Annotated in this window: 17 protein-coding genes; 12 read left to right on the top strand and 5 right to left on the bottom strand. The window is 57.1% G+C overall.

The features are described 5' to 3' along the window. Positions 1 to 9 precede the first annotated feature (9 nt). Together FEM03_RS06280 and FEM03_RS06275 are read right to left on the bottom strand one after the other, a co-directional pair. Complete coding sequence (locus FEM03_RS06280; protein WP_138085338.1) at positions 10 to 1230, bottom strand: efflux RND transporter periplasmic adaptor subunit; 1221 nt, start codon at positions 1228 to 1230, stop codon at positions 10 to 12. Further along, the gene (locus tag FEM03_RS06275) at positions 1227 to 1865 is read right to left on the bottom strand and encodes a TetR/AcrR family transcriptional regulator (protein WP_138085337.1); all 639 of its coding nucleotides are present in this window, start codon (positions 1863 to 1865) and stop codon (positions 1227 to 1229) included. The genes FEM03_RS06280 and FEM03_RS06275 overlap by 4 nt, the downstream gene beginning before the upstream one ends. 208 nt (positions 1866 to 2073) lie before the next feature. On the opposite strand from FEM03_RS06275, the gene FEM03_RS06270 reads away from it, so the two are divergent. Next, the gene (locus tag FEM03_RS06270; protein ID WP_138085336.1) at positions 2074 to 2694 is read left to right on the top strand and encodes a 3-keto-disaccharide hydrolase; all 621 of its coding nucleotides are present in this window, start codon (positions 2074 to 2076) and stop codon (positions 2692 to 2694) included. A gap of 60 nt (positions 2695 to 2754) precedes the next feature. Here the strand turns inward: FEM03_RS06270 and FEM03_RS06265 are convergent, their stop codons facing one another. Then, entirely contained in the window at positions 2755 to 3534 is a 780-nt protein-coding gene (locus tag FEM03_RS06265; protein ID WP_138085335.1) for a hypothetical protein, read from the bottom strand. Between the two features lie 225 nt (positions 3535 to 3759). On the opposite strand from FEM03_RS06265, the gene FEM03_RS06260 reads away from it, so the two are divergent. Continuing rightward, on the top strand, positions 3760 to 4977 hold the full coding sequence (locus FEM03_RS06260; RefSeq protein WP_166442669.1) for an MFS transporter: 1218 nt from the start codon (positions 3760 to 3762) through the stop codon (positions 4975 to 4977). A 4-nt stretch (positions 4978 to 4981) separates the two neighbouring features. Here the strand turns inward: FEM03_RS06260 and FEM03_RS06255 are convergent, their stop codons facing one another. Further along, complete coding sequence (locus FEM03_RS06255; protein ID WP_138085333.1) at positions 4982 to 5734, bottom strand: exodeoxyribonuclease III; 753 nt, start codon at positions 5732 to 5734, stop codon at positions 4982 to 4984. 147 nt (positions 5735 to 5881) lie between these two features. Between FEM03_RS06255 and FEM03_RS06250 the strand changes: the two genes are divergently transcribed. From FEM03_RS06250 to FEM03_RS06235, 4 genes are all read left to right on the top strand, one after another. After that, positions 5882 to 7318, top strand: a complete 1437-nt coding sequence (locus FEM03_RS06250) for a Gfo/Idh/MocA family protein (protein WP_166442668.1) — start codon at positions 5882 to 5884, stop codon at positions 7316 to 7318. A 154-nt stretch (positions 7319 to 7472) separates the two neighbouring features. Then, positions 7473 to 9887, top strand: coding sequence for a glycosyltransferase (locus FEM03_RS06245; protein WP_138085331.1), 2415 nt, complete (start codon positions 7473 to 7475; stop codon positions 9885 to 9887). A gap of 58 nt (positions 9888 to 9945) precedes the next feature. Next, positions 9946 to 10308, top strand: a complete 363-nt coding sequence (locus FEM03_RS06240; protein ID WP_138085330.1) for a toxin-antitoxin system YwqK family antitoxin — start codon at positions 9946 to 9948, stop codon at positions 10306 to 10308. Between the two features lie 105 nt (positions 10309 to 10413). Then, complete coding sequence (locus FEM03_RS06235; protein WP_425501945.1) at positions 10414 to 11853, top strand: sulfatase; 1440 nt, start codon at positions 10414 to 10416, stop codon at positions 11851 to 11853. Positions 11854 to 11970: 117 nt separating this feature from the next. Here the strand turns inward: FEM03_RS06235 and FEM03_RS06230 are convergent, their stop codons facing one another. Then, entirely contained in the window at positions 11971 to 12915 is a 945-nt protein-coding gene (locus tag FEM03_RS06230) for a fibronectin type III domain-containing protein (protein WP_138085328.1), read from the bottom strand. Positions 12916 to 13079: 164 nt separating this feature from the next. Here FEM03_RS06230 and FEM03_RS06225 point away from each other — a divergent pair, with 164 nt between their 5' ends. The 6 genes from FEM03_RS06225 to FEM03_RS25895 all read left to right on the top strand — a co-directional run bounded on the left by FEM03_RS06225 (position 13080) and on the right by FEM03_RS25895 (position 16363). Continuing rightward, positions 13080 to 13418 (top strand): hypothetical protein, encoded by a 339-nt coding sequence (locus tag FEM03_RS06225; protein ID WP_206170895.1) that lies wholly within the window; start codon positions 13080 to 13082, stop codon positions 13416 to 13418. A gap of 243 nt (positions 13419 to 13661) precedes the next feature. Beyond that, complete coding sequence (locus FEM03_RS06220; RefSeq protein ID WP_138085326.1) at positions 13662 to 14042, top strand: DUF4259 domain-containing protein; 381 nt, start codon at positions 13662 to 13664, stop codon at positions 14040 to 14042. A 103-nt stretch (positions 14043 to 14145) separates the two neighbouring features. Further along, positions 14146 to 14538, top strand: a complete 393-nt coding sequence (locus FEM03_RS06215; RefSeq protein WP_138085325.1) for a hypothetical protein — start codon at positions 14146 to 14148, stop codon at positions 14536 to 14538. 89 nt (positions 14539 to 14627) lie between these two features. Further along, positions 14628 to 15173 (top strand): hypothetical protein, encoded by a 546-nt coding sequence (locus FEM03_RS06210; protein ID WP_138085324.1) that lies wholly within the window; start codon positions 14628 to 14630, stop codon positions 15171 to 15173. A 178-nt stretch (positions 15174 to 15351) separates the two neighbouring features. Next, positions 15352 to 15846: a hypothetical protein gene (locus FEM03_RS06205; RefSeq protein WP_138085323.1), complete on the top strand. Its 495-nt coding sequence runs from the start codon at positions 15352 to 15354 to the stop codon at positions 15844 to 15846. Between the two features lie 133 nt (positions 15847 to 15979). Next, the gene (locus FEM03_RS25895) at positions 15980 to 16363 is read left to right on the top strand and encodes a DUF6228 family protein (protein WP_425501941.1); all 384 of its coding nucleotides are present in this window, start codon (positions 15980 to 15982) and stop codon (positions 16361 to 16363) included. The last annotated feature ends 52 nt before the right edge of the window (positions 16364 to 16415 follow it).

Here is a 16415-nt window from a genome sequence, read left to right as displayed (position 1 = left end):
CTGGGTGGGTTACTTGGCGGATGGCGCTTCTTCCGCTGCTGGGGTGGCGGATGGCTTGGCCGGTTCGGCTGCCGGGGCTTCATCGGGCGGAGGGTCCATGGGGTTCACCACGATGCCGGGGGCGGCTTTTTGCAGACCTTCAATGATCACTTTCTCGCCTGCCTTGAGGCCGGTGGTGACGATCCACTGATCTTGAAACCGGGTGGAAGTTTTGATGGGGCGGACCTCCACCTTGTTGCCTTCGCCAACGACCATGACGGACTGCGCACTTTGGGTGGTGATCACGGCGCGCTGCGGAACGAGGATTGCGTCGGGCCGTTCTTCGGGCATGGCGCGAACTCTTGCAAATTGTCCGGGTCGCAGCAGCAGTTCCGGATTGGGGAAGGTAACCACCAGTTTCAAGGTCCCGGCTCGCGCATCCAGGGCGCGTTCGGCAAAGTCAAATTTGCCCTTGTGGGCGTAGGTGCTGCCGTCGCTGAGGATCAGATCGAAAGCCATGGCCGCACTGTGTTCCTCCGCCGCCGCTTCATCACCCATGAACCGGCGTTGGTAGCGCAGATAGTTCGCTTCGGCCACGTGGAAGGTGGCGCGCATGGGATCGGTGGTGGAAATGGTGGCGAGCAGGGTGGTGTCCGCCGTGTTGCCAACGAAATTTCCCACATCAACTTGTCGGGCTCCGATCAATCCATCAAACGGCGCGCGCATGGTGGTGTAGCCCAGTTCAAGTTGGGCGGTCGTCAGTCCGGCCCTGGCAGCGAGGAGATCCGCCTCGGCAACCTTGGCCGTGGCGATGGCGTTGTCCAGTTCCTGCTGGGAGATGGCACGTTGCTCGACCAGCGGTTTGATGCGGTCCACGTCCGCATTGGCGCGGCCAAGGGTGGCATCGGCTTTGGTGACATTCGCCTGAGCCTGGTCAACGGCGGCCTGATACGGCTTCGGATCAATCTGGAACAGCAGGTCGCCTTTTTTGACGTAACCGCCCTCCTTAAACGGGGCGTCCATGAGAAAACCCTGAACGCGTGCGCGGATCTCAACGGTGGCGTTTGCTTCGGTTTGCGCGACGTTTTCCACGTAGATCGGCACCGTTTTTTGTTCAACGGTGGCAACAATGACTGCCTGGGGAGGTCGAGCCGGAGGGGCTTGGGAAGGTTTTTCTCCGCAGGAGGTCATCAACAACAAAGTGGTCGGGATGGCCAGCGCGCTGAGCAGCGTGGGTTGGATGAAGTTCATGAAGTTTGGGTTGGATTGACGCAGATGGCACGAAGAGAAAACTCAATGAGGAAATTCTTTTGTTGCTCGATGTCCGCCGTCGGTCCCGAACTTTTGACCCAATCACGCAACAGCGCTGAAAGCATGCCCTGGATGGCCATGACGTAGAGCTTGGGATCACCGGGTAAGAATACGCCTGCCAGTTGTCCCCTGGCAAATCCTTCCGCCAGCCATTCGTGGAACTCTTGATGCAACGATTCGATGTGAGCCCACCTGTCCGACTTGCTGCCCGCCTCCATCCGTTCACCGAAGAAAATTTGCAGAATGGACAGGTCGCGGCGCATGGAATCCACTTGGGCGGAGATCACGGCCCGCAGTCCGTCGAGAGGATTGTCCGTTTGGGCGACGCGCGATTTGACCTCGGCAATAACCGCAGCATATCGGCTTTCCAGCAGTCCCACATACAAAGCTTCTTTGCTGGGGAAATACCGATAGAGCGTTCCCGTCGCATACTCCGCAGCCGCAGCGATGTCTTCCATGGAGGTGTTGTGAAATCCCTTCTTCGCAAAAACCTCACCAGCGGCATCCAACAAATTCTCAAGTTTACGCTGGCGTTCGCGCAGACGTCGGGGTGGAGAAGCGGAAGCGGTGTTCATGTTTATGAATGTGAATTCATCTTCACTGTTTTGGAGGCGCGGTCAATGGAATTTTTTAAAACGGGAGTGCTGAGGGCAAAGCATTGACTGCTCCGTTGCGAGCAAATGCGCGATCGGCTGATCGTAAATCGGTGTGAGGTTTGCCAGTTCGATCACGTTATACCCGGCTCAATCTCAATCGGTCTAAAACATCCAGCCACTTCCAAGCATGCATCGTTTCCTTGCTCTCACCGTTCTGTCCATCGTCAGCATCATCAGCACCGCCAGTTCCAACGCGGAGGAATGGAAACCTGAACCGGGATTTGTTTCCCTGTTCAACGGCAAGGATCTCAGCGGCTGGTGTTTCCGCGCCAAGACGGACAAGAAGGCGACTCAAGCCGGAGAGATCATCGCCAATTTTGAAGGCAAGACTGCCTCATCCGATGATGGCCGTTACAGCGCCAAGGACGGCATCCTCACCGTGAACTTTCCGAAGGGGGCGGAACGTCTTATCGCTCAGATTTACACGGTGGCCGAGTTTCCGAAGGATTTCATTTTGAAGCTCGAGTTCCGCGCCTCGCCCAATGCGGACAGCGGGGTCTTTGTTCGTAAACCGCAGCTGCAATGCCGTGATTACCTTGTTGCCGGACCGTATACTGAGCTGAAAAACTACCAACCGCAGGAATGGAATCAGATCACGGTGACGGTGAAAGACAATGTCGCGCATTGCGAATGCAACGGTGAGGTTCTTGAAGCTGCGCTGGCACTTCCCGCCACCGGACCCATCGGCCTTGAAGGGGATCGCGGTCAGATGGAGTATCGTCACATTCAGCTCAAGGAACTGCCTTGAGGTAGTCGAACCTCTCCGTTACCCCTCTCGCACGACGGCAATTAATGAATCGCTAAAAGCTCAAGTGGCTGAGCTTATGAGTTCAGTCAGGCTGTCCAGGATGCGCTGAAGAGGATCGGGCGGCTGGTTGGAGAAGGCGCCAAGCACTTCCATCGGGCGGCCGTAGTGAGTATTTGGGACGGGGGCGATGCGCTGGCCAAGGTAGGACAGCGGCTGGCCCAAACCCCGCAGTATGGCGGGAGTTTCGCCGGAGGCATCGGCGTGCTCCAGCATCAACGCGCCTCCAAGTTGCTGAACCAAGGCCCAAGCAATGATGGGAAGAAGTGCGGCACCCTTGCAATCACGGCGTTCTGGGGACATGACCCAGCCACCTAATTCTGCCACGCCCAATTGCTGCTGCCGCGCCTGCAAAATCAGGTCGTTGATGACACTGCTGCCGTGGGAGGAAGGTGGAAAGCGGCGGATGGACTCGAACATGCGCAGTCCTGAGGCTGTGGTGCCGACAGGATGCATTCGCACCCGCAGACAGGCGGCGAGACGCCCGTTGGATTGCACCATCATGAGGTGATGGTTGACGGAATCGCAGGCGAGAAAATGGCACCCCGTGGCATCAACCGCCTCAGGTGGCACAAGACCATTGGACAGGCACATCGAACCGCGGAAGCGGCGGATTTCCATCAAGGAGCTTTCATGCACCCACACTCCAGCGTTCTTTTTGAGCGCCTGAACGCTGGGAGGCAGGATGACCAGTTTTAGTCCTGACGCACGGATGATATCCTGGACCACGAGGCTGTCGGGGAGTCCGGCAATCGATGGGTGCGTGTGTTGCACGGTGCTCATGAAGCCACCCTTCATCATTTTTTTAAAAAATCTATAAGTAGAATTGCGTATTTTTTATCCTAAGCCGTCTTTAAGTAGTTGAGCTTGTGGTATTTGCATTAGTGAATCTGATGCATAAGCATTGGAAACGATTCGCAAAGGTTCATCTTGGAGTTGACGATGGCGATGTTTCAAGATGATGCAGAACTTGCGCAATGAGGCTTCCCCGCTCAGTGTATCGATCTCGTGCAAGCATCCCGCAAATCTCAATTCTTCGTCATCTTCCTCACCATTCTGCTGAGCACCATTGGCTTTGGGGTTTGCATACCGGTGCTGCCGCTTTATGCAGAGAAGTTCAATGCCACCGAGACCCAGAACGGCCTTCTTATAGGGGTGTTCTCTTTGCTGGTGTTTTTCACGGCTCCACTGTGGGGGAAACTTTCCGACCGCTATGGGCGTCGACCGGTGTTGTTGTTCAGCGTGCTGGGGTCTGCGGCGGGCTATTTTTTGATGGGATCTGCCAACACGCTCGCGATGCTTTTTGTGGCCCGGATCATTGACGGTGCATCTGGCGGCAATGTGGCGGCTGCCCAGGCTTACATCGCGGACATCACCACCCCGGAAGAGCGGTCGAAGGCGATGGGGTTGATCGGGGCGGCGTTTGGACTTGGGTTTATTATCGGGCCTGCGTTGGGGGGCATCCTCTCCGAACAGATCTCCGCACAAGCACCCTTCATTTTTGTTGGGGTGTTGTGTTTGATCAATGCGCTGTTGGTGGCCACGTCGCTGCCGGAGACCCACACGGCGGAACGCCGCAAACAGCATGGTCCGCAACTGCCGCTGAGTGCACTTCCCAAACACAGTGATGCCCCGCTTTTTTTCACGGTGGCGGTCGGATATTTTCTGTCGCTGGCGGCGTTTGCGATCATGACGATGACGTTTGCCTTGTTTGGTGAAAAACGCTTCGACCTAGACCAGACTCACATTGGCTACATCCTGGCGACCATCGGGGTGGTGGGGGTGCTGATTCAGGGCGGTTTGATCCGTCGATTGCTCCCGAAGTATGGAGAAGTGCCTCTGGCAAGGTCAGGGATGCTTTTCCTGTTGATCGGTTTTGTGCTCCTGCCGTTGGTTGGCAGTGTAACTTCACTTGTGATCGTGTGCTGCCTGGTGGCGGCCGGCAACAGTTTGGTTCAGCCGACTCTCAACGGACTGGCTTCACGAAGTGTGGATGCGGCCTGGCAGGGTCGGGCATTGGGACTGCTGCAATCGTTTGCCAGTCTTGGCCGGGCGATTGGTGCCTGGATGGGCGGCTGGCTGTTGGGCATGGATCGCGGACTTGACCACTACGGCCGCACGCCGTTTTGGGTGGCGGCGGCACTGATGCTGGTGACGCTGGTGCTGGCCTTGAAACTACGCGCTCCCCAAGGGCAGACCACGGTGGTCGAACCCGTGGTAATTTAGTCGTCTATGCGATTTCCAACTCGACCGGACAGTGGTCGGAGCCGTGAATTTCCTGACGGATACGGGCGGCTTTGAGGCGTGGTTTGAGGGCTTCGGAGGCGAGCCAGTAGTCGATGCGCCAGCCGACGTTTTTGCCACGCGCACCGGCGCGGTAGCTCCACCAGGAGTATTGTTGTGGACGCTGGTCGAAGTGCCGGAAGGTGTCGATGAAGCCGCTGTCGAGCAGGGTGGTGAAACTGGCGCGCTCCTCGTCGCTGAAGCCGGGACTGAAGCGGTTTTCCTTGGGCCGGGCGATGTCGATTTCCTTGTGGGCCACGTTGAAATCGCCGCAGGCAAGCACGGGTTTGGTGGTTTCGAGCCGTTTGACATAAAGACGAAAGGCTTCGTCCCACTTCAAACGGTAGGGCAGTCGTGCAAGTTCGTTTTGGGCGTTGGGGGTGTAGACGTTGACGAGATGGAAATCGGGAAACTCCACTGAGATGACACGACCTTCGTTGTCGTGTTCGACCAAACCCATGCCAAGCGCGTGGGCGGCGAAGTTGTTGCGGGTGAGGACGGCGGTGCCGCTGTAGCCTTTTTTGACCGCTGGATTCCACAGAACTTGGTAGCCTTCAAGCCAGGTGAGGTCGGCCTGATGTTGCTCGGCTTTCACTTCTTGGAGGCAGACGACATCGGCGTTGGTGCTATGAAGGTATTCGCGCAGACCCTTGTCCAGACAAGCGCGGACACCGTTGACGTTCCAGGAGACGAGTTTCATGGGAGGAATTGTCAATGGATGTGCCAGTCGGAAGCGTGGACGTCAATGGACGATTTAAAAGGGGCATGGTGAATATCCGCGAAAGCGGAGGGGCTTTTGCATCGTTTCATGAAACGGCCATCATCAGTTGCCCGCTGCCTTCCCATCATGAAATCATCCGACACCTCTCAAAAAAATCCATCCCGCCGCCGCTTCGTTAAACAATCGGTGTCCGCAGGATTCGGCTTCACGTTTTTGCCTGCTTATCTCACCAGCGCACGCGCAGCGGACAATCCCCAGCTTCCACCCAGTCGGCGGATCAACTTGGGCTGCATCGGTGTCGGTGGCCGGGCTGGCAGCGTCATTCCCGGTTTGTCTGCCGCAGGTTCGGCTGCGCCCATCGCGTTTTGCGACGTGGATTTTGTGACTGCCAAAGGCGTTGAGAAAAACCTGCAGGCGTTTCCTGATGTGAAACGCTACAACGATTTCCGGGTGATGCTGGATGAGATGGGCAAAGATATTGATGCCGTCAGCGTCGTGACGCCCGATCACACGCACTTCACCGCCGCGATTCATGCCATGGCTTTGGGCAAGCATGTGTATGTGGAAAAACCGCTGACGCACACCTTTGAAGAGGCGGAGATCCTCATGCGTGCGGAGAAGAAGTTCAAGGTGGTCACCCAGATGGGCAACCAGGGGCACACTTCGGCAGGAGCGGACCAGTTCAAGCAGATGCTCGCGGCGGGCGTTGTCGACGACATCGTGAAGATTGAAGCATGGAAGTCGCCCTCGCTGTGGTTCATGAATGCGGCGGAACGCATTCCCGGGTTTCCGAAAGAGGAGCCGATGCCAGAATCGTTGAAGAGCTGGGATTTGTGGTGTGGTCCTTGCGAGATGAAGCCGTATAGCAAAATGTATCATCCGTTCAACTGGCGTGGATTCCATGTCTACGGCGGAGGCATGTTTGGCGATTGGGGGGCGCACATCATTGATTTCGCCCATCATCATCTCAAGCTCGGTCTGCCCACCCGCATCACACCGGTGGCGCTTGCCGATCACAATCAGGTGAGCTTCCCGCTGAGTTCCGACATTCGTTTCGAGTTTGCTGAACGCGGCGAAAAACTCCCTGCCGTGGAGTTGCACTGGAAAGCAGGGGATTTTCAAATCGAGATTGCCGAGAAATTCGGCGATGCTGACAAGGATGGTAAAATCGTCGTCCCCAAGCCCAGCAAAAATGGCACCTTGCTGCATCGCAAGCAGGGTGACTACCTGGTCCAACGTGCCTCGCATGACAGCCATTCACTGGTTTATCCGCGCACGAAGATGGTGGAGTTCAAGGAGGCCATGGCGCTTCACAAGCCGAAGCTCGACCATTTCGAAAGCTTTGTGCAAGCCTGCATGGGCAACGGCAGCACCGAGTCTCCCTTCAGCATAGCGGGCGAGTTGACGCAGGTGTTGAACCTGGGGATGATCGCCGAATACTTGAACGTGGATTTGACGTTCGACCCGACAACGAAGCGCTTTGTCGGTAACGATGCCGCCAACGCCTTGCTGTCAGGCGCGCCACCACGAGGTGAGTGGGCCGACTGCTACAAGCTGGCTTAGGCCCCCATCTGTTTGGTCGCGCCAATGCTAGATGACAGCTGCCTCAAAAGCAGCTGTTACAGGCATGGCACGAGGCAGATGAGTTGTGGCGTGGGAATCCGTGAACATTTTTGCGAATGCAATTGGGGGGGCTTGCGTCTAAAATGCTTCCAGCATGAGTTCACGCATCTCCCCCTCTCCACCCCCGGCGGTTCCCGTTTGGCGCGTGAGAGGGAAGATGTTCTGTGATGATGATGGGCAGAAGAAGGTGTTGAATGGGGTGACCTACGGACCTTTTGCACCGGGGCTGGATGGGCCATGGCCGGAGGTCGGGCAGATCGCGGCAGACATGCGGCATGTGCGCAGTCTGGGGTTTGATGTGGTGCGGGTGTATGAGCTGCCGAATGAGGCATTGCTGGAAGCGTGTCGTCGTGAAGGCTTGGGGGTGTTGGTGGGGATCGCATGGACCCAGCATGTGGACTTTTTTGCGGAGAGGGAGATGCAGGTGGCGCGTGAGGCGCGGGAGCGGGTGCGCGAGGTGGCACGACGGTTTGCTAATGAGCCGGCGGTGATGGGCTTCATTGTGGGAAATGAGATTGAGAAAACGTTGGTGCGATGGATGGGGCCGGATCGGGTGAGGGATTTCCTGGAGGGTCTGGTGGCAATCGTGCAAAGCGAGGCACCGCTGAAGCCGGTGTCGTATGCGAGTTATCCATCGACGGAGTATCTGATGCCGCGCAATGCGGATTTTGTGGCGTTTAATGTGTTCCTGGAAGAACGAGGCAAGCTGGCGGGCTATTTACAGCATTTGCAGAACATTGCGGCGGGTCGACCTCTGGTGATCACGGAGTTTGGCATTGATACCAAACATCACGGAGAGGCATTTCAGGCGGAGGCGCGGCAGTGGTTGGAGGAAGAGGTTTGGCGTGCGGGGGTAGCGGGAAGGTTTTGGTTTTCGTTCACGGATGAATGGCATCGCGGCGGCGAGGAGGTCACGGGTTGGGAGTTTGGGTTGGTGACACGGCAGCGGCGGGAGAAGCTCGGATGTGTGGTGGCTCCCGTGGAAGTGGCACTTGGCAAAAGCCGGATCTCGGTGGTGGTATGCACCCGCAATGGGGCGAACACTTTGAGGGAATGTTTGGAGGCATTGCGGCGTCAGCGCCATGCCCCACATGAGGTGCTTATCATTGACGATGGCTCCACCGATGACGTGCCGAACATCGCGCGGCAATTTGCGGAGTTTGGGTATCATCGACAGGAGCATGCGGGACTGAGTGCCGCTCGCAACCTGGGCATGAAGATGGCGACGGGGGATGTGATCGCTTATACGGATGACGATTGTTTTCCCGATGAAGACTGGGTGTGGCATCTGAGCCTGGCCTTTGAAGATCAGCAATGGATCGGCGCAGGTGGCCCCAACCTGTCGCCGCCACCGCGCACCGTGACGGAGGCGTGTGTTGCTGCGGCGCCTGGAGCACCTTCGCATGTGTTGGTGAATGATGTGGAGGCGGAACATTTGCCGGGATGCAATCTGGCGATTCGCAAGCCGGCGCTGGAAGCGATTGGGGGATTTCGCGAGGAGTTCATGACGGCAGGAGATGACGTGGATGTGTGCTGGCGCTTGCAGGAAGCGGGGGGGAGGATGCGCTTTGTGCCGGCTGCCGTGGTATGGCATCACCGACGTTTTACGGTCAGTGCTTATTTGCATCAGCAAAGTGGCTACGGGCGGGCGGAGGCGATGTTGATCAAGCGTTTTGCAGAGCGTTTTGCATGGTTTGGCGGAGCGCGTTGGCGTGGGGCAATCTATGGCGATGGAGCAGGTGAATTGGGTCGGCTGGATCAGCAGCGCATTCATTTCGGTGAGTATGGTTCGGCCCCTTTTCAGTGTGTTTATGCGGGTTGGGACACGGGTTTCTGGTCGTGGTGGCGTGGACTGCCTTGGCTGGCGCTGGTTGTGGGGGCCGGGGTGTTGGGGTCGCCGATTTTTTGCGGTGTCTTTCTGGCTCTGGGACTGATTGCGGCGCAGCGTCGGGCGAGCCGCTTTGATGATGTGTTGAAGCGTCCAACCCGATGGCAGCAAGGCTTGTTGTGGTTCCTGTGTCTCGCCCAGCCGGTGGCGCGGGATTGGGCGCGACTGAAGACCATGGTGAAGCTGTCGGCGTGGCCGAAGGGCAAGCTTGCATGGCCAGCGATGCCCTGGCGGCTGCGGCAACCGGGGCCGCGCACGGATCGGGATTTGCAGATGGTGTGGTGGAGTGCCGACGGAAGGGGACGTGAGGAACTGTTGGCGCGACTGGTTCATCTGGCTGAACCCTGGGGTTTGGAGATCACTTCGACGGGCGACGACAGTTTTTGGGATTTGCAGGTGACGGTGGGCGGTCAGCGTTGGTGGTTGACGACAGTAACGGAGTATCACGAATCCCAGCAACGATTGACGAGAGTGGCTTTGAGAAGACCTTGGATGTCGGGTTCTGCGGAATCGCGTCTGCGTGACTGGATCACCCAGGCGGCTCAGGATTGCGGGCTTTTTGCGGCTGGGGGATTGCGGGAGACACCGCCAGAGAATGCGCGGCTCGCGGTTGCCAGATGATCCCACTCTGTGCAAGGATGGACTTATGCGTCACACGTATCTGTTCTTTTTGCTTTCAATGATGGGGTTCGCCTTGGTTTCCTGTGGCAAGCCAAAAGAGGCGGCCTATGACCAGCTCGATTATGAGAGCCGGGGTGCGCTGGCATTCTTCAAAGATCCTGAGACGGGCAAAGGATTCACCGGACTGGCAAAGCAGACTGACAAGAAGGGCACGGTGACGGCGGAGTTCCCGATGAAAGATGGGTTGTTTCATGGCAACGTGCGAGAGTGGTATCCTGATGGCACGCCGAAATCAGAGACCGAGTTCAAGGGCGGCGAACGCCATGGTCGGAATATCGAATGGAACGCCGATGGCACCATTTACAATCAACGGGTGTATGAGCGCGACAAGATCATCAGTGAGAACAAACCGCAGCCATGAGGGGGATAGTCTCTGAAAGGTTGCCCGGCGGGCGTCGTTTCTCATCGCCTCTTGCCCATTATGATCCGCTTCCTTTTTTCCCTTTTGCTTTTCGCACCATCGCTGATGGCTGCGGCTCCGCCGAACATCGTGTTCTTTTTGGTGGATGATCTGGGTCAGCGTGATCTTGCGGTGTATGGCAGCACTTTTTATGAAACTCCGAATCTGGACAGGCTGGCAAAACAGGGCATGAAATTCACCGATGCCTATGCGGCCTGTCCGGTTTGTTCACCGACGCGGGCAAGCATCATAACGGGAAAATATCCCCAACGAACAGGCATCACTGACTACATTGGTGCACCGGCTCCAGATCAGTGGAAACGCAACACCAAACTGCTTCCGGCTCCTTACCGCGACCGGCTTGCCCTGAATGAAGTGACACTTGCGGACATGCTGAAGTCGAAAGGTTATGCGACGATGTTTGCGGGCAAGTGGCACCTTGGACCAGAGGGTTTCTGGCCGGAGGATCAGGGGTTTGATGTAAACAAGGGGGGGATCGACAAGGGCGGCCCATATGGCGGAAAGAAATATTTCTCGCCGTATGGCAATCCCCGGCTTGAGGACGGTCCCGACGGCGAGCATCTGCCGGATCGGCTGGCGGAGGAAACCAACCAGTTCATCGAAGCCAGCAAGAAGAAGGGACAACCGTTCTTTGCTTATTTTTCGTTCTACTCCGTGCACACTCCCTTGATCGCGAGGGAGGATTTGGTGGAGAAGTATAAGAAGAAAAAAGAACAGATGGGGTTGCAGGCCGAGTGGGGCAAAGAAGGCCCGAGGGAGGTGCGGTTGGTTCAAGAACATGCGATTTATGCCGGCATGGTGGAGGCCATGGATCAGGCGGTGGGCAAGGTCTTGGACAAATTGGATGAGCTCGGTTTGAGCGACAACACGCTGGTGATTTTCACCTCGGACAATGGAGGTCTTTCGACCAGCGAAGGTTCGCCAACGTCCAATGTGCCGCTTCGTGGTGGCAAGGGTTGGATGTATGAGGGCGGCATTCGTGAGCCGTTGTTGATTCGCTGGCCGGGCGTGATCAAAGCGGGTGAGGTGAATGACACGCCGGTGTCGAGCCCCGATTTTTTCGCGACTTTGATGGAGGCTTCTGGCGCCACATTGGATACGAACCCGGTGCTGGACGGCGTCAGTCTGGTGCCGCTCTTCAAAGGCGAATCATTAACCTCCCGTCCGCTCTTCTGGCATTATCCGCATTATGGGAATCAAGGAAGTGCGCCCGCTTCGGCGGTGCGATTGGGGGACTGGAAATTGATCGAGTGGTTGGAGGATGGTCGGATGGAGCTGTTTAATTTGAAGGATGATTTGAGTGAGACGAATGACCTGGCGGGGGCGCAACCGGATCGGGTGAAGGAGTTGAAAGCGAAGCTTGATGAGTGGATAAAAGAAGTGGGTGGGCTAATGCCCGCGAAGAATCCCGGGTATGATGAGTCGAAACCCGATGGGCGGGAGGCGGGGGCGAATCGGCAGAAAAAGGTCCAGCCGAAGCAGTGACGTTGTGCGTTTTGGCTCTTCTCAGCGGAAGAAACCGGTGCTTTCAACCTTTATGCAGGGAGAAAACACCGGTTGGCTTCACTGGGTGAGGCGAATCCAAGGCCACCTTCGGTTCCGTCAGGGCACCACCATGGTAGCCGTCGCAGGCAGCACGCCTTCACCGGCATCGTTGACGGCGACGATGGTGATCTGCACGGTTGCGCCGCTGGGGAGGGCGGTGAGGGTGTATTCGCTTTCAATCACGGCGTTGGCGACCTGCACGGGGGCGGGATCGGTGCCGGAGATTTGTTTGAAAACGCGGTAGCGGGCGGCGCGGCGGGCGTCTTCCCAGTCGGCGTAAACCATGCCGGCGCTGCCGGGAGTGAGGACGAGGTCGTCGATGGGGCCGGGTTGTTGTCCGTCGGCGGGGCGGTCGAAACCGAAGGCATACCAGAGCGGATCGTCGGGGGTGAGGAGTTGGGAGAGTTCGGCAAGGAGGCCGCTCATGCGTTTATACAAGGCTCTTTGGGCGGAGTCGCGTTCAGCTTTGGCGATGCCCATGGCGGTGTTGCTGTCGTTGGCGGCGCTGCGGGCGTTGGAGAGGGCGGTGATTTGGGCTTGGGCGAGGGCGGCGGTGATGTTGAGCGGGGCGTTTTCCTGGGCGGGATGGGCGGTGAAGTAGTCGCGCAATTGGCCGAGGAGGGGCAGCGGGTTGTCGGGAATGGCTAGGGAGCCGCTGACGAATCCGGCGGCCTGCCACTGGCTGTTCCATTGGGTGCCGAGGTGGGGTTTGAGGATGTTGACAGCAGTAGTGGCGAAGGCGCGGGCGTTGCGTTCAGCCTGGTTTTTGAGGAGGGTTTTGGCGGGTTTCGCGGATTTGGCGGCGGTAAAGATGCCTTGTTTGCCGGGAACGGGCGGGACGGCGGTGGGGTCGCCGATGAGGGTGATGAGGTCGGTGCGGATTTTCGCTTCGGTGTTTTGGGAGAGACCGATGGCAACGCCGTGAGTTTGGGCACCGTCGGCGGCATCTTCGGCGAGGGAGACGAGGTCGTTGTAGGAATCGGGAATTTCGTTGGAGGCCATGGTATTTTTTTGTGGGTGCCCCCTGGGCCTTTCCACGCATGGCCGCATCACCAGACAAAGTGGGCGGTATTGAGGAGGGTTTCGGGGGTTGTTAGGTGGCGGTGGAAGGAATGTTCCAGCGTCATTTTTTGTTTAAGCATTAGGTGGAAAAGAATGCAAATGAATTGGCGGGACGGTTCCGGCAGTATTTTGGGGAGCGGGAAAGGGTGCCGGGGCAGCCCCGGCAGGGTTTTTGGGAGTCGGGGGAGTTGGCGGGGCGGCCCCGGCAGTTCAGCGGAGAGCGCGAAGGAGTGCCGGGGTGGCCCCGGCGGGTGTTGGCGGAGTGTGGAGGGATGCCGGGGGAGCCCCGGCATGCGGTGGCGGAGAGCGATGAGGTGCCGGGGGAGCCCCGGCGGTATTTTTGGGAGCCGGAAATGATGCCGGGGCAGCCCCGGCGGGATGTCGGAGAGTTTTTCGGAGGACCGGGGCGGCGCTTTTGGGAGATGTTGGGAGCGCGCCGGTGATGATCTCTAAGGAGTGTGAACCGATCCGGCCTTTTCTTAGAGGGTTTGGTTGAGCGATTCCTTCATGCAGGTAAACCCTCATATTCCGGGATATTTCCGCGTTTTTGCAGACTAACACCGCAATAGGAGCGAAACCCTGCATCCCCCCTATTGGAAATCCGGGATTAGTCTGCAGAAACGCAGACTATAGAGTTGTTGATATTCCTGCAGAAACGCAGACTATCTCGTAGTTCTGTCAAAAATATGGGAGCCTGGGGCACAAGATCCTTCGAGAATGATCAAGCCATGGACTGGCTCGATGGCTTTCGTGATGCACCTTCCGAGAGATTCATTACCGCGACGCTTTCCGATCCGTGCGATAGTGCAGACTCCGATCCTGAAGGCGCGATTGCAGCTGGAGAGGTGGTCTCGTATCTCTGTGGCATCCCACCTGAAGTTCCGCATGATGAACTGAAGGGATTGCCTTGGATCTCAATTTCTCCATTTCTACGGCGTGATGCAGCACGAGCTCTTAACCGCGTGATGAACAGCTCATGGTTGCGAAGCAGTTGGGAGGAGACTGAGCTGCTGGATGCCTGGATCGCCGAGATTACCGACCTTCAACGACGTCTCACCAAACAATGACAGAACAAGCCGGCTCATACGACGGCGGGAAGCGCTCCAGTTTGAATTCAGGCTTTCCACCCCGCCGCGTATGGCCTAGACGTTCGCCTCAAAAATCCGCTCCATGACCGACACCGATCACAAGCAAGATGGCAACGTTTTGGAGAGCATCTTCAAACGCCCTGCGATGTATTGGGGCGATAGCGACAACCATTTTCACAGTTTTGTCGCATTCCTCTCGGGCTATCAGTGTGCTCGCAGCGAGATGCTCGGCGAGGAGGCACGAGCCCAACTGGATCAGATTATCCCACCACGATTCCACGAGTTCGTCACAGAGTATTACGGCCATAAGTTTCCATATGGCGGATATGGATGGACAACCTTCATTGAGGAGAACACCTCATCTGATCGGGAGGCACTTGATCTGTTCTTGAAGCTTCGGCGGCTCTACGAGGAGCAACCCAAAGGCGAACAAGACGGTGGTGGACAACCGGCTACCCGCCCCGAGTCGAAATGACCCTCTTTACTACAACCCTCAACCCTGTTGCGGAGTGGCGCTCCCGGTAGCCGGTTCCACACCTCGACGTTCGCCCAACACCACGCGCCATGCTCGCCGGACCGGATACCACCAAGATTGTCCGAGACAGACAGGAGGCCGCCTGTCGCGAGTTTTCGGCCCGAGTAGCCACGTTGGGATATGCGAGGTCGAAGAAGATGTTGTGGACTCGCAGGCATGAGCACACGGTCGATGTCATTCATCTCCATCGTCGCGGCAGCAGTTACGGAGGCCCAATCAACTTCAGGGTCGCCTTCAGAGTTCACTTCGCCATTCGAGTGCTCAATGACACTCATGCGGCGGTCGCACTGAACGGCCCGATGAGTGATCCCACCCGCACGAGAGAGGGCCACTATCATCACAGCTTCAACGCCAAGAGCGGGCACATGTTTGAACGGTGTATTGACGACCTTTTTCGCTTCGTGACTGAGCAGGGTGATCCCTGGTTTGCTGTGTATCGTGACCCGAACCGACTACTGACCGCCGATTCTCCATTACAGGATGCAGGACGAGACCTTCTGCGGGCAGGTCTTGCGGGCCACCCTGATTCGGAACACATCGCGGCATCACTCAAGCTGCTTGGACTGAAGCCATGACCACTCATCACCACCACACAAAGGCGAACAAAACGGATGCAGGCAACGGCTTGAAGGCTATCTGTCGTGTCAGCAACGTCTGGCGCTCTCCGTCGCCTGATCCGAGACGTTAGCCAGAAAAAATCCCGCAATGCTGCCCACACCTTCAATTTCGTGGTTGTCTTCATTGTCTTCACCCTTGAAGGCGGTTTGGGGTTTTATGCAGGTTCGCACTCCATTCATCATCCAAGCACATGTAGGACAGTTGCCGCCGACCGTCATCTTGACGCTGATCAACAAGACGAAAGACGTTCCCCTCCATATTCATGAGGTTCGGATTCACCATGGCATCCCGAAGTATTCCTACTCGTTCATCATGTCCCCCGATAGCTGTCCCGTCGTCCCCCCAAAGTCGAAGCAGGAGTTTCATCTTCCGTTTGAGAGGACGATTGTGTGCAAGCACTACGAGACGAAGGAACCGCCCAAGCTCGATAAGGATAGATCCGGTCCAGGCTTTGATGGTCCAGCGGATCTCTTTAAGGCCATCGCTCGCAATCCGCCGAAGAGTTCTTGGGTGGAAGTCGATTTCAACGAGTTCAAGAGACGGCGTTTCCTCCACGGCAAGGTTCAATCGATATTTGAGGCAATCATCAAGATGGGCCCACCCCCTCCGGCAGATAATGAAAGAGGCTAACAAGACGTGGGTGAGCAACGGCGCTAACCGCTTCGTCACGGAGTCGTGGGGACGCTTCATGCTTCCCTCCCTTCGTAGGAGCGCGGCTCCCGCGCCGTGGCACCACATTTAACGTTCGCCAATAAAAGAACCCTTGGAAGCAGTCATCAAATCCAGCGTCGGCAGAAGGCATCTGCGATTCCACGACATTGATGGCGATTATTTTCGCGTGACCGTTGAGGGCGACGGACCTCAAGTCACCAAGGGGATTTGGGCCTACACGGACTCTTCGGGCGTTGCAGATCTTTTCGAGTCTTGCGCTAAGGATTGGACTGGATGGACTGATGAGCGATGTTGGGAGTCCATTGAAGGTGACCTCCGCTTGGAGGTTTTCTCTTCACGAACAGGGCAAGTGACGATTAGAGTTCGTGTTCGAGATACAGGCGGATTTGAAGGCTGGGACGTTCAAGTGCCAGTTTTTACTGAAGCCGGAGCCTTGGACGATATTTCCAGACAGTGTCGTAGGTTTTTCGGATAATGATGCCACCCCTCGAAACCCAACAAGGCGAGACGTGCGTGGCAACCGGCGA

The organism is Phragmitibacter flavus (assembly GCF_005780165.1).
GTDB classification, from domain to species: domain Bacteria; phylum Verrucomicrobiota; class Verrucomicrobiia; order Verrucomicrobiales; family Verrucomicrobiaceae; genus Phragmitibacter; species Phragmitibacter flavus.
This window is presented reverse-complemented; position numbering and strand designations above follow the sequence as displayed.

What these genes read in the sequence shown, in the direction of transcription:
- FEM03_RS06220 (WP_138085326.1), top strand. Translation starts at nt 13,662, where the DNA reads ATGGGAGCCTGGGGCACAAGATCCTTCGAGAATGATCAAGCCATGGAC.
- FEM03_RS06265 (WP_138085335.1), bottom strand. Translation starts at nt 3,534, where the DNA reads ATGAGCACCGTGCAACACACGCACCCATCGATTGCCGGACTCCCCGAC.
- FEM03_RS06210 (WP_138085324.1), top strand. Translation starts at nt 14,628, where the DNA reads ATGCTCGCCGGACCGGATACCACCAAGATTGTCCGAGACAGACAGGAG.
- FEM03_RS06230 (WP_138085328.1), bottom strand. Translation starts at nt 12,915, where the DNA reads ATGGCCTCCAACGAAATTCCCGATTCCTACAACGACCTCGTCTCCCTC.
- FEM03_RS06245 (WP_138085331.1), top strand. Translation starts at nt 7,473, where the DNA reads ATGAGTTCACGCATCTCCCCCTCTCCACCCCCGGCGGTTCCCGTTTGG.
- FEM03_RS06235 (WP_425501945.1), top strand. Translation starts at nt 10,414, where the DNA reads ATGGCTGCGGCTCCGCCGAACATCGTGTTCTTTTTGGTGGATGATCTG.
- FEM03_RS06280 (WP_138085338.1), bottom strand. Translation starts at nt 1,230, where the DNA reads ATGAACTTCATCCAACCCACGCTGCTCAGCGCGCTGGCCATCCCGACC.
- FEM03_RS06275 (WP_138085337.1), bottom strand. Translation starts at nt 1,865, where the DNA reads ATGAACACCGCTTCCGCTTCTCCACCCCGACGTCTGCGCGAACGCCAG.
- FEM03_RS06250 (WP_166442668.1), top strand. Translation starts at nt 5,882, where the DNA reads ATGAAATCATCCGACACCTCTCAAAAAAATCCATCCCGCCGCCGCTTC.
- FEM03_RS06240 (WP_138085330.1), top strand. Translation starts at nt 9,946, where the DNA reads ATGATGGGGTTCGCCTTGGTTTCCTGTGGCAAGCCAAAAGAGGCGGCC.
- FEM03_RS06255 (WP_138085333.1), bottom strand. Translation starts at nt 5,734, where the DNA reads ATGAAACTCGTCTCCTGGAACGTCAACGGTGTCCGCGCTTGTCTGGAC.
- FEM03_RS06215 (WP_138085325.1), top strand. Translation starts at nt 14,146, where the DNA reads ATGACCGACACCGATCACAAGCAAGATGGCAACGTTTTGGAGAGCATC.
- FEM03_RS06270 (WP_138085336.1), top strand. Translation starts at nt 2,074, where the DNA reads ATGCATCGTTTCCTTGCTCTCACCGTTCTGTCCATCGTCAGCATCATC.